Annotated in this window: 14 protein-coding genes; 9 read left to right on the top strand and 5 right to left on the bottom strand. The window is 33.5% G+C overall.

Translation table 11 applies throughout. The annotated features are described in order from the left end of the window. Positions 1 to 26: 26 nt before the first annotated feature. Positions 27 to 419, top strand: coding sequence for an Hg(II)-responsive transcriptional regulator (gene merR / locus SPD53_RS17895; RefSeq protein ID WP_060681934.1), 393 nt, complete (start codon positions 27 to 29; stop codon positions 417 to 419). 24 nt (positions 420 to 443) lie between these two features. Next, positions 444 to 2084 carry a mercury(II) reductase gene (gene merA / locus SPD53_RS17890; RefSeq protein ID WP_060681935.1) on the top strand — a complete coding sequence of 547 codons (1641 nt, stop codon included), beginning with the start codon at positions 444 to 446 and terminating at the stop codon, positions 2082 to 2084. Between the two features lie 478 nt (positions 2085 to 2562). On the opposite strand, the gene SPD53_RS17885 is transcribed toward merA, so the two are convergent. Then, positions 2563 to 4137, bottom strand: coding sequence for an LA2681 family HEPN domain-containing protein (locus SPD53_RS17885; RefSeq protein WP_071649281.1), 1575 nt, complete (start codon positions 4135 to 4137; stop codon positions 2563 to 2565). A gap of 402 nt (positions 4138 to 4539) precedes the next feature. Between SPD53_RS17885 and SPD53_RS17880 the strand changes: the two genes are divergently transcribed. Then, entirely contained in the window at positions 4540 to 4920 is a 381-nt protein-coding gene (locus tag SPD53_RS17880; protein ID WP_336253374.1) for a hypothetical protein, read from the top strand. A 517-nt stretch (positions 4921 to 5437) separates the two neighbouring features. On the opposite strand, the gene SPD53_RS17875 is transcribed toward SPD53_RS17880, so the two are convergent. Then, positions 5438 to 6850, bottom strand: coding sequence for a hypothetical protein (locus SPD53_RS17875; RefSeq protein ID WP_060681770.1), 1413 nt, complete (start codon positions 6848 to 6850; stop codon positions 5438 to 5440). 663 nt (positions 6851 to 7513) lie between these two features. Between SPD53_RS17875 and SPD53_RS17870 the strand changes: the two genes are divergently transcribed. From SPD53_RS17870 to arsC, 5 genes are all read left to right on the top strand, one after another. Continuing rightward, positions 7514 to 7882, top strand: a complete 369-nt coding sequence (locus tag SPD53_RS17870) for an ArsR/SmtB family transcription factor (protein ID WP_060681771.1) — start codon at positions 7514 to 7516, stop codon at positions 7880 to 7882. Then, a complete protein-coding gene (locus tag SPD53_RS17865; protein WP_060681772.1) occupies positions 7875 to 10265 on the top strand; it encodes a heavy metal translocating P-type ATPase in 2391 nt (796 codons plus the stop codon). Before SPD53_RS17870 ends, SPD53_RS17865 begins: the two co-directional genes overlap by 8 nt. 79 nt (positions 10266 to 10344) lie before the next feature. Beyond that, on the top strand, positions 10345 to 10962 hold the full coding sequence (locus tag SPD53_RS17860; RefSeq protein ID WP_071649279.1) for a CadD family cadmium resistance transporter: 618 nt from the start codon (positions 10345 to 10347) through the stop codon (positions 10960 to 10962). Between the two features lie 91 nt (positions 10963 to 11053). Then, positions 11054 to 12352, top strand: coding sequence for an arsenic transporter (locus tag SPD53_RS17855; protein ID WP_336253373.1), 1299 nt, complete (start codon positions 11054 to 11056; stop codon positions 12350 to 12352). Between the two features lie 23 nt (positions 12353 to 12375). Next, the gene (gene arsC / locus SPD53_RS17850; RefSeq protein ID WP_336253375.1) at positions 12376 to 12786 is read left to right on the top strand and encodes an arsenate reductase (thioredoxin); all 411 of its coding nucleotides are present in this window, start codon (positions 12376 to 12378) and stop codon (positions 12784 to 12786) included. A gap of 445 nt (positions 12787 to 13231) precedes the next feature. Here the strand turns inward: arsC and SPD53_RS17845 are convergent, their stop codons facing one another. Then, positions 13232 to 13471 (bottom strand): hypothetical protein, encoded by a 240-nt coding sequence (locus SPD53_RS17845; RefSeq protein ID WP_060681774.1) that lies wholly within the window; start codon positions 13469 to 13471, stop codon positions 13232 to 13234. 131 nt (positions 13472 to 13602) lie between these two features. Here SPD53_RS17845 and SPD53_RS17840 point away from each other — a divergent pair, with 131 nt between their 5' ends. Beyond that, a complete protein-coding gene (locus SPD53_RS17840; RefSeq protein WP_336253372.1) occupies positions 13603 to 14247 on the top strand; it encodes a response regulator transcription factor in 645 nt (214 codons plus the stop codon). Between the two features lie 132 nt (positions 14248 to 14379). Here SPD53_RS17840 and SPD53_RS17835 read toward each other — a convergent pair whose 3' ends face one another. Continuing rightward, the gene (locus tag SPD53_RS17835; RefSeq protein ID WP_336253371.1) at positions 14380 to 15120 is read right to left on the bottom strand and encodes an ATP-binding protein; all 741 of its coding nucleotides are present in this window, start codon (positions 15118 to 15120) and stop codon (positions 14380 to 14382) included. Next, positions 15120 to 15820, bottom strand: a 701-nt coding sequence (locus SPD53_RS17830; RefSeq protein ID WP_442946237.1) for a Mu transposase domain-containing protein, incomplete at its 5' end; no start/stop codon positions are given. The genes SPD53_RS17830 and SPD53_RS17835, both read right to left, overlap by 1 nt.

Below are 15820 nucleotides of genomic sequence, written 5' to 3'. Positions count from 1 at the left end.
TTATAATTTTTATGGGGTGAAATAAGGTGATTTATCGAATTAGTGAGTTCGCAAATAAATGTGGAGTTAACAAAGAAACTATTAGATATTACGAACGAAAAAATTTATTACAAGAGCCTTACCGAACGGAAGCTGGTTATCGGATGTATTCAGATGATGAAGTGAAGCGTGTTGGGTTTATTAAGCGAATACAGGAACTTGGTTTTTCTTTAAGTGAGATTTATAAATTACTTGGCGTTGTAGATAAAGATGAAGTTCGTTGTCAAGATATGTTCGAATTTGTTTCTAAAAAACAAGAGGAAGTTCAAAAGCAAATAGAGGATTTAAAACGTATTGAAACTATGTTAGATGACTTAAAACAACGATGTCCAGATGAAAAGCAATTACATTCATGTCCAATAATAGAAACATTAACATGAGAGATTAACGAAGGGAGCTTTATTATGATTAAATTTAAGGTAAACATTCAAGGAATGACTTGTACGGGTTGTGAAAAACACGTGGCATCAGCACTTGGAAATATAGGTGCTAAAAATATTGAGTCTAGTTTTCGTCGTGGTGAAGTCGTATTTGAATTGCCCGATGATATTGAGGTTGAAAGTGCAAAAAAGGCGATTGATGAAGCAAATTATCAAACTGGAGAAATTGAGGAAGTATCATCTCAAGAAAACGTGGCTTTAAGTAATGAGGACAACTATGACCTTCTTATTATTGGTTCTGGCGCTGCTGCTTTTTCTTCGGCAATTAAAGCTATTGAATATGGTGCAAAAGTTGGAATGATTGAGTGTGGAACGGTTGGGGGAACCTGTGTGAATATTGGCTGTGTTCCATCAAAGACTCTTCTTAGGGCAGGGGAAATCAATCATTTATCAAAAGAAAATCCGTTTATAGGTTTACAAACATCTGCTGGAGAAGTGGATTTAGCTAGTTTAATCACGCAAAAGAATAAATTGGTGAGTGAACTTCGGAATCAAAAATATGTGGATTTAATTGATGAATATGGCTTTGATTTAATTGAAGGTGAAGCAAAATTCGTTGATGCTAGTACGATTGAGGTCAATGGGGCAAAGTTATCTGCAAAACGCTTTTTAATTGCAACAGGTGCATCTCCCTCGTTACCACGAATTTCAGGACTTGAAGAAGTGGACTATTTAACTAGTACAACTCTACTTGAATTAAAGAAAGTACCAAAACGGTTAACGGTGATTGGTTCAGGATACATTGGAATGGAGCTTGGACAACTATTTTATCATCTAGGTTCAGAAATAACACTAATCCAAAGAAGTGAGCGACTTTTAAAAGAATATGATCCTGAGATTTCAGAGACAGTTGAAAAAGCCTTGATTGAACAGGGAATAAAACTTGTCAAAGGGGCAACTTTTGAGCGTGTTGAACAAAGTGGAGAGATAAAAAAGGTTTACGTAACAGTGGATGGCAGTAAAAAAGTCATTGAATCAGATCAGTTACTTGTTGCTACTGGAAGAAAACCAAATACGGATTCTTTAAATTTAAGTGCTGCAGATGTTGAAATTGGAAAAAATAATGAAATCCTGATCAATGATTTTGGTCAAACAAGTAATCAAAAGATTTATGCAGCAGGAGATGTGACGTTAGGACCGCAATTTGTATATGTAGCAGGCTATGAAGGTGGAATTGCTACTGATAATGCTATCGGTGGGTTAAACAAAAATATAGATTTATCAATTGTTCCTGCTGTTACGTTTACGAATCCATCGGTTGCAACGGTTGGTTTAACAGAAGAACAAGCAAAAGGGAAAGGGTATGATGTGAAGACATCTGTATTACCCTTAGATGCTGTTCCAAGAGCAATTGTAAACCGTGAAACCACCGGTGTATTTAAACTAGTAGCAGATGCAAAAACATTGAAAGTATTAGGGGTCCATATTGTATCTGAGAATGCAGGAGATGTCATCTATGCAGCGACATTAGCTGTTAAATTTGGCTTAACGATAGAAGATTTAACAGAAACCCTATCACCATATTTAACAATGGCTGAAGGGCTAAAATTAGCTGCACTTACGTTCGATAAAGATGTATCGAAATTATCTTGTTGTGCAGGCTAAGGCAACCTTTTTACAACTTCTTATTCAAGTAAACCGGCTAATAATTACTAAAGGGTGCAGTAGTTAAGCAAAGTCTACAAAAGGATTCCATAAACTATTTTCCAATCACCTATTATATTAATACTTTAAGGAATTTCTAAGAGCATTTGTGGTCACAAAAATAATTTAGTACTGTACGTCTTTAAGGCCATGTGGCATTCAAAGAACAAGAATATCAAATCGAGACTCCTAAATGGCTTGGAATAGATGAAATACACATTATCCTTAAACCTCGTCTTCTTGTACTGACTAATATCGAACGGAATCTTATAAAGATGCAGCAAATCTTATTATTTTAAGTGGGCAAACTATCAACGAGAGAGGACAAAAAATAAGGAAGTAAATACTTCCTTATTTTTATGTCTGAAATACAAGTTGCACTAACATATTTTATTATTTCCAAAGATATATAATTTATTCAAAGAAGGCAATCTAAAATTCAATTTAGCTGTTTCCAATCATCATCGTATTGATCCATGTGCATCGGCATAATTAAACCATCTGACGCACTTTTCTTTCTAAGTTCCTCTACGTGTACACCCATAGTCAATAATATAATTCCTTCACGTACATAAGAAAGTAGTTTCATTGCAGCATCATTAAATTCATCAACCGTAATGGAATAGGCCAACGGATCATCCTTATTTTCTCGTAATTCCTCTGTAATTGGATACAAAAGAGTGTCATGAACCTTTAAATAACGATGCTCTAAATGATGTCGTATTTTCGAAATATGTACGATAGCTGGTTCTATATAGTGATGTTCTACCTTTTGCTTTCCAATATCTTTGCATAACCAGTACAGACCGATTAATGGGAGATTAAATGTATCTTTTTCTGTCATCCTATTCTTTAAATCGACTTTTAAGTTGTAGGAGTTTTTCCCTTTTCTAACTTTGTCCTGCCAGATTGTTCGATAAGATACATCTCTTTCCTTGATTCCAATTTCAAAATAATCATTTATAAAAAAGGAAATACGGTCAAATAATGAATATAAACTTCTATAGGCATATTTCAATTTCTCAATTGAAATGCCATATACCGGATAATCTAATGTATTGACAAGGTGAACATCTCTATCCGAAAAATGAGACCCTTGAAATGAAATGGCATCAAAAATCATGAATCTAGCAGATACATATTCTTGTTTTATTTGATTAAACAAACCATGAAATCTTGGTCCCTCATCGATTTTTGTAATAATATTAGGCAGATGAAGGATATCATGTGCAGAGATGGAATAAGGAAAGGCATCGTTTAAAGTATTCAGAAACAATGTATTTTTAATACACCATTTTCGGTAATTGATTTCATCATCGGAATCCCCTAATGAGTATTCTTCAAATTCGTAAGGTTTCTCTAGATATTCTATTGGATACCATTGTTTTAAACTAGCTTTTAAACTTTTATAATGCTCAGTTGCATACTCTTCTATATCATTGAATTCCAATACTTCTTTTAATAATTGATAGGATTCATTAGCAAGAACTGAACGATGACCATTATCATAGTCGAGCGAAGCATAATCCATTAAAAATCCAGCAAAGTTTCCTATAGCCATTGGAAAACCACTACCAACTCCAATTTTTAAATATGATAGTGCCTTAATAATCCTACCGCATGTATTCAATACGTTTGCATAGTTAGTATATGCCATTAATAAATAATTTCCAAGGTGATAAGATTCCTCTGAATCTTCTTTTATTTCGTCTCTTTCCTGATATGAAGTTAAATTTTCTATAGATAATCGAAACAATAATAAACACATTTCAAAGTCTTCTTCGTTATTACTCTTCTCAGAATAAATTAATAAACCTTTATACTTTAGGTGGATATAGTTACTGTAGGAAGTAGCACCATGGTAAGCTAAAATTCCTTTCTCAAGGCGATTATACTTTCCTGTTTCAACTCGGTTTAAACAATCCTCCGCTATTTTGTGTAAAGTGTCTATATCTCCCTCATCGAAAGCTTTATCGGCAAACATTCCTAAAGTATGCACATCATCGTTAATCATAACTTTCTCCCCCGTTTAGTTAGATAAAATATTTTATTACATTTGCTCATTCTATAATTATAACCTCTTATTAAATTTTGAATAGAAGTTCATGGCTATATATCAACCAATTATGACTACAAAATAACTATTTATGGGATAAATGAATAAACTAATATCTTATTTGGCATAAATTGATAAAAAGGAAATGATTTTTAAAACGAATATTATAGAAGATAACTTACCATGAATCCTCTGTGTGTCAGATGATAAACTGTTGTTCAAGGCTTAGTTATGCTTTGAAAGTTATCATACTCAACATAAAGCAAGCGTCTCAATTTATGAAGCAATAGTTTTATCACATGGATATACTTATACATTTCTATTTTTTAAATTATTAACCACAATAAGGCGGTGTGACATATGGACAATATGGATATTGAACATATCATAAAAAATGCCTCTTTTGAGGAATTACAGGAAGCTACCTCATTCAGAGAAAACCAATTATATTGGATAGATTATATTGTAAGTTCCATTGAAAAAAGAAGGGTGGCGGAAATCTTATTTTCAAAAGGATACACAATTAAAAAGGTTGAGAATGTTTTAGTTTTGGGGGACGGAGAAGCTGCGCTCATAAAGAAGCATTTAGATCAATATGGGATAATCGATAGTCAATCCATTCTAAAAATATTAACAAAGATTTATCGGAGAGAGACTTTAGTAATGGTCATTGAACAATTGATAGATAAGAAGTGTGACAAGGATGTAATAGAAGATGTTATAAGTTTATTAAAAGAATAGTTTTTGAAGTTGTTTTATAACTAAGAATTTAATCAAAAAAGTAATATGTATTGTAATAATATTTAATGATAAAAAACATAATAAGATACATTAGTATCTTTAAATTACTATTACAAACCCTTACGTGGTAAGGAATTGAATAGTTTTTATGATAATTAATTTTATTGATACTATAAATTAAATGTCTATAATATAAAATTAATAAATCTAAAAAAAAATTTTATCTTAAAATATAAATATTAAACAGATACTATAAAAATTTCCTGGTGTAATTGGACTTTATTCTTTAAAAAAAAGCTTTATTGAGAAAGAATACAATACAGAAACAAGAGAATCGTCCTATACTTTTTTATAAAAAGTTATTGTTTGAAAAAATGCTCATGCCAAATAACCCTTCTCCACTAGGATAGAAAGGCAGAATTTATATTTTATATTTTTAAAAAAATTATTATTAGGTAGTTCCCGCATTTTGGATCTTAAAAAAACAGTAATAATAATTTTTTAAAAAGATCCGATATTACTCGGTAATTGCTACGTAAGGATTGTAAAGTAATTTTTCTCTTCTTTCTCTTTTATAGTTACTGTCCCGTTTGATTTTAGAGATAGTACGTTCTTTTTGATTTAATTGCCTTTGGATAGCAAGATAAAATACTTTATTCCTATCATTACCATGAGCTTCGGCCTCATCTTTATAGATTTTTTCTACTTTTTCTTTAAATTCATACCAAGACTTATCTACCTGTGTAAATTGGCTATATATGAAGCTATATGCTGCTTCTAATTCACGGTCTAATATGATAAGGTTGTCGTTATATGATTCTTCCATAATGTAAGATATAAATGGTTTACTATCTTTAATAGCATGTTTTAAATTTAAGGATTGATATGGCAATGTTTTTACTTTAGTAAAATAATCATTTTTCACCTCTTCGAATAAGGTTTTAAGTCTTTGTTCAATTCTAGGAATAACATAAAAGTTTTTAATTGTATTACCAAAATTACCATTTTCCATCAGATTTTGAAAAGAATGGCTTCTATTTTTGAAAAAATCTTTTAAGCCTTCACGATATAATTGTATTCCTACATCACCGAATTCCTTATATATTTTTGCCTTTACCATATGGACCTTCTCTAAAGCTTTTACATCAAAGCTGTCTAAACTACATCCAAAATCTTTTGCGATAGATTTTAAATCCTGCAACGTTGCCAATCTTGTCATATCATAAATGTCACAAATTTGATCTTTTGTAACTAAATCTTTTGCTATACGAATATGAATGATATGATGTTTTTCTTCTTTATGACTCATTCGTTTCTTTCTTTTACCAGTTTTTTCAGCAAATGTATTTAATCTTTCTCTAAGATTTTTAGTATTTTTATTTAGTACTTCTCTATTCGCTCCAAGTCGCACTTCAAAAAAACCTTTGTTAATTAAATCTAAAAGGTTGGATATCATATCTTCAAAACTAATAAAAAAGTCTAACTTTACATGCTTTGCATTTGTCCGGTTTTGATAAAGGTGTTCAATAGCTAAAGAATGTTCGTGGCCCGGTAGTTTTGCTGTTAGAATATAAAATAGGAATTGTAATTGGCGCTTGTATGATTTTTTAAATTCATCAGATTGAAAGAATTTATACAAGTTTATATAGTAGAAATTATGGTTCTCAGCTGTTGAAATAGTATTGAATTTACTATATAAGTAACCATCTTTACCCCGATAGATCCACTCAACTTTCTCCAGTCTTCCTAATGCTTCCTTTATTAGTCGCGGAGTCATAATATTAGCTGCTTCAATTTGTTCTAATGTTACATTAATTCGTTTGTCTAAATCTGTATTTGCCGCTAAAAATGGGATTAGACGAAGAGAAACAGATGAAAGACTCTTTAATATTTTTTGTTGTTTTAGCATTTCTCTACTTAACATTGTCATTACTTAACCCTCCAAAACTTGTGCAAAAAGAAAAGAACCCCAAATCTAAGTACGCCTTTGAACTAACAAAGACCTAACATAGATTTGGGGTTCTCCCTTTTTTATTATGAAATTTTGATTTAATCTTATAAAGTTTAGTATAGTTATTATATAGTAAACAATATAGAAATAGCAAGATAGATACTAAAAATAAAATTAATACTTTACATTATAACTACATTTACCATCTAAAGCAAATATATAAAAACAGTATCAACACTAATATAATGAGAAATCCCATCCTTATTTTAATTGATCTGCTAAAATCAAAATAAGGACGGGATTCTATAAAGAAATACAACCTAAACATCTTTATCACGCTAGTATAGAATGTTGGGTTATTCTAATCTTAGTATAACCAACTTTTTGTTATTTAAGTCATATTTGAGAAACTTAGCTTTATTGAGCAAAGAATAATATTCGCTCTTTCTTGAACTATTATTTGGACTATCGAAATTTTTATGGGTATACGCTCTTATTGAGGCTAATAAATGAAAGTTCAAGAAGATGTTATCAGAATTGGGAAATCTCAGTTCTTTTTTAAAATCATTCAAGTAATTGCTTGAATATGTAATGGAAAAAAGTTATGATATATTCAAATGAATATTTGAATGAGGTGATGATTTGAATAAAAAGGATACTTGTGAAGTTTTTTGTTATGACGAGGAAAAGGTTAATAGAATACAGGGTGATTTACAAACAGTAGATATTTCTGGTATTTCTCAAATGTTAAAAGCAATTGCCGATGAAAATAGAGCAAAAATCACCTATGCTCTGTGTCAAGATGATGAGCTATGTGTTTGTGATATAGCAAATATCTTAGGAGTTACGGTTGCTAATGCTTCTCATCATTTACGAACACTTTATAAGCAAAGGATTGTCAAATATCGGAAGGAAGGAAAGCTCTCCTTTTATTCGTTAAACGATAAACATATCAAACAAATTATGATGATTGCATTAACACACAAGAAAGAGGTAGAGGTAAATGTCTGAACAAGCAGAACAATCAGAATCAGAAATGACTTCCTACCGAGTACAAGGCTTTTCATGTGCAAATTGTGCAGGAAAATTTGAAAGAAATGTTAAGAAACTACCCAATGTTCAAGACGCAAGAGTTAATTTCGGCGCATCTAAAATATCCGTGTATGGTGATGCAACTGTTGAAGAATTAGAGAAAGCAGGAGCTTTTGAAAATCTTAAAGTAATGCCTGAAAAACCAAAACGGCAAGCACCAATTGTTGTTCATCAGGATAAAAATGTGTACCGGGTTGAAGGATTTTCGTGTGCTAATTGTGCGGGTAAATTCGAAAAGAATGTAAAAAAATTATCAGGGGTTCAGGATGCAAAAGTAAATTTTGGTGCGTCTAAAATCGAGGTATATGGCGATACAAACATTGAAGAATTAGAAAAAGCCGGTGCTTTTGAAAATCTTAAAGTGACTCAAGATAAACCATTAAGGGAAGAGAAACAAGAGGTTAAAGAAGAAAAAGAGCCATTTTATAAAAAACACAGCACGTTACTATATGCTACTTTATTAATCGTTTTTGGTTATATTTCTCAGTTTGTTAATGGAGAGGAAAATATTATTACTTCCCTATTGTTTGCAGCAGCGATAGTAATTGGCGGATATTCACTCTTTAAAGTCGGGTTTCAAAACTTGCTACATTTTGAATTTGACATGAAAACCCTTATGACAGTGGCAATTATTGGAGCAGCTATTATTGGGGAATGGGCAGAAGGTGCAATTGTTGTTATTCTTTTTGCAATTAGTGAAGCTCTAGAAAGATTCTCTATGGATCGAGCAAGACAATCGATTCGATCTCTAATGGATATTGCTCCTAAAAAGGCGCTTGTTAGAAGAAATGGGCAAGAAATGATGATTCATGTTGATGATATTGCTGTTGGCGATATTATGATTGTGAAACCCGGTCAAAAGCTTGCTATGGATGGTGTAGTAGTAAATGGTTACTCTGCTGTTAATCAAGCGGCTATTACAGGCGAGTCAGTCCCTGTCGAGAAAACGATGGATGATGAAGTTTTTGCAGGAACATTAAATGAAGAGGGAATACTTGAGGTTAAAGTAACAAAGCTGGTTGAAGATACAACAATCTCCAAAATCATTCACCTTGTTGAAGAGGCTCAAGGGGAACGTGCGCCATCTCAAGCGTTTGTAGATAAATTCGCAAAATATTATACACCTATTATTATGATTATCGCAGGACTGGTTGCTGTTGTGCCACCATTATTATTTGGTGGCAGCTGGGGAACATGGGTTTACCAAGGGCTAGCTGTTCTTGTCGTTGGTTGCCCTTGTGCATTAGTTATTTCAACCCCAATTTCTATTGTTTCAGCAATTGGAAATGCAGCTAAAAAAGGTGTGCTTATCAAAGGCGGAATTTATCTAGAAGAAATGGGCGCCTTAAAAGCGATTGCCTTTGATAAAACGGGTACATTAACAAAAGGGATTCCAGTTGTAACAGATTTTAACGTATTGAATAATCAGGTAAATGCAGAAGAAATGTTATCTATCATTACTGCATTAGAATATCGTTCCGGGCATCCATTAGCTTCAGCCGTTATGAAAAAAGCAGAAGAGGAGAACATTACCTACACTCATATAATCGTGGATGATTTCTCTTCTATCACAGGAAAAGGAATTAAGGGGACTATCAGCGGCACGACTTATTACATTGGAAATCCGAAATTATTTGAGAATCTATCAGTCGATTTTAATAACGAGCAAGATCAACTTATTAAGACCCTTCAAAATCAAGGGAAAACTGCAATGGTTGTTGGAACTGAAAAAGAAATCCTTGCTGTCATTGCAGTAGCTGATGAAGTACGTGAATCCAGCAAGGAAATTATTCATAAGTTACATCAACTTGGAATCAAAAAAACCATCATGCTTACAGGTGACAACAAAGGTACAGCCAATGCAATTGGAGGTCATGTTGGGGTAACGGATATCCAAGCAGAACTATTGCCACAAGACAAATTAGAATTTATTAAACAATTGAGATCTAAATATGGCAACGTAGCGATGGTTGGAGATGGTGTCAATGATGCCCCTGCGTTAGCTGCCTCTACTGTTGGAATCGCAATGGGTGGAGCTGGTACAGATACTGCCCTTGAAACAGCAGATGTAGCTTTAATGGGAGACGATTTAAGAAAACTTCCATTTTCTGTGAAACTAAGCCGAAAAGCACTGACTATAATTAAGCAAAATATCACATTCGCATTAGCTATTAAATTCATTGCCTTATTATTGGTTATCCCCGGTTGGCTAACACTTTGGATTGCCATCCTTTCAGATATGGGAGCAACTCTTTTAGTCGCTTTAAATGGTTTAAGGTTAATGCGGGTAAAAGAAAATTAATATATAAATATGTGTGTGTAAAATTAAGGGCTTTTCTTGCCATTGAAAAGCCCTATCCAGAAGTATTGGAGATGAAATAATGATTGCAACGGCACTTACAGCAGCTGCAGTTTATGTAGCAACAGGGATTGACTATCTTATTATTTTAATCCTTTTGTTTTCGCAAATAAAAAAAGGGCAAGCAAAACATATATGGATTGGACAATACATAGGTACAGCAATTATTATAGCTGCAAGTCTATTGGTTGCCCTCGGTATTACATGGTTAATTCCTGAGCAATGGGTTTTAGGTCTCCTTGGGCTTATTCCCCTTTATTTGGGTATTAAGATTTGGATCAAGGGTGAGGAAGATGAAGATGATAGCAATATATTATCTTTATTTTCCTCCAATCGGTTTAATCAATTATATTTAACAGTTATATTTATTGTGCTGTCTTCCAGTGCAGATGACTTTTCTATTTATATACCTTATTTCACAGCATTAAACGCGGTTGAAATTCTTATTGCTAGTATTGTCTTTTTCATTATGGTTGGGGTTTTATGTTATGTCAGCTATCGCTTAGCTTCCTTGGATTTTGTATCAGAAAAAGTTGAGAAATATGAACGTTGGATTGTTCCAATTGTTTTTATAGGGCTAGGGATTTATATTATGTTTGAAAATGGCACATTAAATGCATTATTCTCATTCCAATTTTAACAAACCGGGTGCGTTGATCCAAGAAGAATTCACGCACCCTTGTTGTTGAAGTTATTATGCTACAGGGTAGTGCAATAGTGGCGTAATACGATTGAATCAAGATTTCACTTTAGCACTTATTATTTTTATTGCTACATTAATTTTCGTTATTTGGCAGCCTAAAGGATTAAATATCGGTTGGTCTGCCTGTGCTGGAGCAATCATTGCTCTTTTAGTAGGAGTTGTTGGATTTAGTGATGTCTTAGAAGTAATAGACATTACTTGGAACGCAACATTATCGTTTGTTGCAATCATCCTTATTTCATTAATATTAGATCAAATTGGTTTGTTTGAGTGGGCCGCTCTACATATGGCGAGGATTGCAAAAGGAAATGGAATTAAAATGTTTGTCTATGTGAGTATTTTAGGTGCGATTGTTGCTGCATTATTCGCCAATGATGGTGCTGCATTAATATTAACACCAATTGTACTTGCAATGGTTCGTCATTTGAAATTCAAGGAAAAAATGGTCTTTCCGTTTATTATTGCTAGTGGTTTTATTGCTGATACAACATCATTACCCTTTATCGTAAGTAACTTGGTAAATATTGTTTCTGCTGATTTTTTTGGAATTGGATTCCTCGAATATGCTGTGAGGATGGTTATTCCAAACATTTTTTCACTAATTGCAACGATTACCGTCTTACTCATTTATTTCAGAAAAAGTATCCCTAAAACATACGATTTGTCTAAACTAAGAAAACCAGTAGAAGCGATCAAGGACCAAAAATTGTTCCGTTTGTCTTGGTTTGTTTTAACGGTATTATTAATTGGTTACTTTACTAGTGAATTCATTCATATTCCTGTTTCCATTGTGGCAGGTATTGTTGCGATACTTTTTATTCTGATGGCTAGAAGAAGCGAAGTAGTTGATACAAAATCAGCAATTAAAGGAGCGCCTTGGAATATTGTTTTTTTCTCAATAGGAATGTATGTCGTTGTTTATGGATTAGGGAATGCAGGACTTACTTCTGTCTTGGCAGGTGTTATTCAAGAAGTGGCTGAAGAAGGATTGTTAATTGCTACCGTTTCTATGGGCTTTATAGCAGCTATTCTATCTGCAATTATGAATAATATGCCAACTGTTATGATTGATGCTTTGGCAATTGCAGAAACAAATACATCAGGTGTAATACGAGAGGCACTTGTTTATGCGAATATTATAGGATCTGATTTAGGACCAAAAATCACTCCAATTGGGTCACTCGCCACATTGGTATGGCTTCACGTTTTATCCCAAAAAGGGGTGAAAATATCCTGGGGAACATATTTTAAAACTGGGGTTGTTTTAACGATACCCATCCTATTGATAACATTAATTGGACTTTATATTTCATTACTATTTTTCTAAAGGAGAATGAGCTATGAAAAAAAATAATCTACTTTCTATGTACTGGGAATTCGTGCCGAAGCCAAATGGCAGAGGGTTGGGCAAAAAAATACTTAAACCATGAGGAATGGGAAGTTAAAAGTGGTGGAATTGAAGCACACGGACTGAACCCGAATGCAGTTAAAGCAATGAAAGAAGCAGGAATTGACATATCAAATCAAACATCGGATATTATCGATTCTGAAATACTAAACAACGCAGCTTTAACTGTTACCCTTTGTGGTGATGCAAAAGATAAATGTCCTGTTACACCACCTAAAGTCAAAAGGGAACACTGGGGATTTGATGATCCTGCAAGAGCAGAAGGAACGGAAGAAGAAAAATGGGCAGTTTTCCAGCGTGTTCGTGATGAAATTGGCAATCGAATCAAACGCTTTGCTGAGACAGGGGAATAAAAAAACACCAAGAAATCCTCTTGGTGTTTTCTCTTGTAATATATAAGTCTTTACTAATAAATATTGTGAATAATTCATTTAAACTAACGGAAGTTTGATGAAATAAGTGTTAGGATTACCTTCAATAGACAATCAATTAGACATTGGTCGTATATTGAAGGTTCTTTGATTTGCAAAATACAATCATTTCATGCATGAGTTAAAGTTTTATGTTAAACGGGTTAAACAGTAACATCGATTATCATGATTAAAAAGGAATGATCACAATTACAGTCGCTCCTTTATAAAGAGATTACGATTAAATTAATCCTTATGATAATTTTTTAATGCTAATTTGGTGGCATAATACACAACGATACCGATAGATGCAAGGTTAAGTATCCATCCAAGTAACCCATAACCCATCATATTCATCATCCCCATTATACGGGATCACCTCTTTAATCTATAAATTATACATCATATCACGGAATTCAGTATCGTTTTGCATCATACCATTGTCGCCATGACAGTTATTAAACATTTCTTCCTGCTGTTCTGATGATAAATTAGGATGCATTTCTTCAATATGCGGTTGCATTTCCTCAAAGTTGAAGATGCCATTTCCATTTGATTCGGCCGCAACAAAAGTTGCACTTCCTAATAGAACCGCTCCAGTTAATAACCCTACTACTAATTTTTTCATATAAAACATCTCCTTTCTTAACTACATCATACCTTTCATATATGGAGAATTTGTGGTGAACTTATGTGGAAGTTGTGAAGATTATCATTTTCATTTTAATTGATGATACTATATGAAAGAGGTGGTTTAACATGACTAAAATTCTTATTGTTGACGATGAAGATATGATTCTTGAAGTGTTAGAAGCTTATTTTGAAAAAGAGGGATGGGAAACCATTCTTGCCTCTAATGGAATAGAAGCATTAAAAAAAATAAAAGAAAATAATCCGGATATTATTATTTTAGATCTTATGCTACCAGATATATCAGGTGAAGAGATATGTAGATTAACGAGAAATGAAAGTGATGTTCCTATCATTATGTTAACAGCAAAATCGACAGAAGACGATTTAATTAACGGAATCGTTATTGGGGCGGATGACTATGTTACAAAGCCTTTTAGTCCAAGAGAAGTCGTAATAAGGGCTAAGGCTATTTTACGTAGGTTAAAAAGAATAAATAGTGGAAACCATTTATCGTTCAATGAAGGAAAGCTAACAATAGATCTTTTAAAGAAGGAAATTACATTGAATAATCAGATCATCCCACTAACTCCTATTGAGTATAAGCTTTTAATAGCTATGGCAAGCTACCCCGGGCGAGTTTACAGTCGTTTGGATTTACTGGAAAAGATTCAGGATGATGGAACTTATTTTGAAGGATATGAACGAAGTGTTGATACGCATATAAAAAACCTTCGGAAAAAGATTGAAACAGATTCTCGTCACCCAGAATGATTATTTCACGCAAATAAGTCCATGAATACATGAAGTTGGGTCTTCTGATTCTCAACATGAGTCCACCAATATTCAATTGGAGTCCAGATAGGAAAAGACCACAAAAAAGTGGTCTTTGTTAGATTCATAGATTTATAAATTATTTTTAGCCAGATGTTCACGCATGTTGACATTGCCCGTTTCAAACCATACGGCATTGTGTACAATACGGTCCATCATTGCGTCAGCGTGAACGCCTCCACCAAGACGGGTATGCCAATCCTTCTTGCCGAACTGTGTACAGAAAATGGTTGAACCAGAATCATAACGGCGTTCTATCAGTTCAAATAAGAAGTGGACCTCTTCTTCGGAAAAGCTATCTAATAACCACTCATCTAAAATAAGAAGACCGTAGTTGGCATATTTATTAAGTAATTTAGTAACTCCTTTTGGGACAAGAGTTGCTTCATCTCTTTCGATTAATAAGTCAGGAACTCTAATGTAACGTGTGCGCACGCCTTGCTTACATGCTTCTCTGCCTAAAGCACATGCACAAAATGTCTTACCTGAACCGGTAAATCCTGCAAAAATCACATTTACATTTCTGTGAATGAACTGACAAGTACTTAACTCTTGAATGACGTGCCGATCTATCTTTCTTTGGTCGTAGTAAATGCTTGTGATATCTGCGCTTGGGATACGGAATTTTGCTCGTTTAATAAGACCCTGCACTTTGTTATTATATTTTTCTTGATAAACAAAATCCACAATACGCTGGAAGCGTTGCTCAAAAGTCATGGAAACTGTGATGGAATCCTGGTTTTGTTGTTCGATCATTTGTATCATTTCTGGTAAGTTCATTTCACGTAATTTGCGTTTTGTTTCATCATTCATCATTGTTCGTCTCCTCCATAATACGATGCACCTCTCACGTAACCGTATGATGCTTGATCATGTTTATTTTTTGTAGTATCTTTCTGTTGATTTAATACACCAGACGAAAGAATCGTATTTAGTTGTTTATAGCGCGGTGAATATACTTTTGTAAGTGCGAGTTTACATGCTGATTCTACCGATTCTTTTGCGTGCTTTTTCGTCAAATTTAAAATAGATAATGCTGACCGATAACCTTGTTCTTTTATTTTGACACTATCAAATACTCGTTTAATTACTTCATGCATAGAGGGGCCAATAGATTCTGCCCATTGAATTAAGCGAACATCATCCCATTCTGGACGATGAAATTGATCAGGTAGATGTTCCGGCTGCGTTGACCATTGGTACTTCTGGTAGTCATTCATTTTCTTGTGTGTCGCAATACGTTGATCCTGATGATAGACTTCTAATGTATTTTTCGTGACTTTTAAATTCACTGACTTTTTTACATATTGATAAGGGCAAGAATAATAGTTATTCTTATATTGGATATGGCAGTCTAAGTTTACCTTTCGTCCATATACCCAATCTGCGATTTCATAAGGGACACTTGGTAACTTTCTTAAAGAGGGTGCTTCCTCTTTTTCAAACACTTCCATTCGACTGCCTGTCCTTTTTTGAAATGGTCGATCATTATAATCATATAGCTTGATATCAA

Origin of the sequence: Oceanobacillus sp. MO10714A (genome assembly GCF_037072045.1) — a bacterium.
In the GTDB taxonomy this organism is placed as follows: domain Bacteria; phylum Bacillota; class Bacilli; order Bacillales; family Amphibacillaceae; genus Oceanobacillus; species Oceanobacillus indicireducens.
This window is presented reverse-complemented; position numbering and strand designations above follow the sequence as displayed.

Coding starts and splice junctions, on each gene's coding strand:
- SPD53_RS17840 (WP_336253372.1), top strand. CDS start 13,603: ATGACTAAAATTCTTATTGTTGACGATGAAGATATGATTCTTGAAGTG.
- SPD53_RS17865 (WP_060681772.1), top strand. CDS start 7,875: ATGTCTGAACAAGCAGAACAATCAGAATCAGAAATGACTTCCTACCGA.
- SPD53_RS17885 (WP_071649281.1), bottom strand. CDS start 4,137: ATGATTAACGATGATGTGCATACTTTAGGAATGTTTGCCGATAAAGCT.
- SPD53_RS17860 (WP_071649279.1), top strand. CDS start 10,345: ATGATTGCAACGGCACTTACAGCAGCTGCAGTTTATGTAGCAACAGGG.
- SPD53_RS17845 (WP_060681774.1), bottom strand. CDS start 13,471: ATGAAAAAATTAGTAGTAGGGTTATTAACTGGAGCGGTTCTATTAGGA.
- SPD53_RS17835 (WP_336253371.1), bottom strand. CDS start 15,120: ATGAATGATGAAACAAAACGCAAATTACGTGAAATGAACTTACCAGAA.
- SPD53_RS17880 (WP_336253374.1), top strand. CDS start 4,540: ATGGACAATATGGATATTGAACATATCATAAAAAATGCCTCTTTTGAG.
- SPD53_RS17875 (WP_060681770.1), bottom strand. CDS start 6,850: ATGACAATGTTAAGTAGAGAAATGCTAAAACAACAAAAAATATTAAAG.
- merA (WP_060681935.1), top strand. CDS start 444: ATGATTAAATTTAAGGTAAACATTCAAGGAATGACTTGTACGGGTTGT.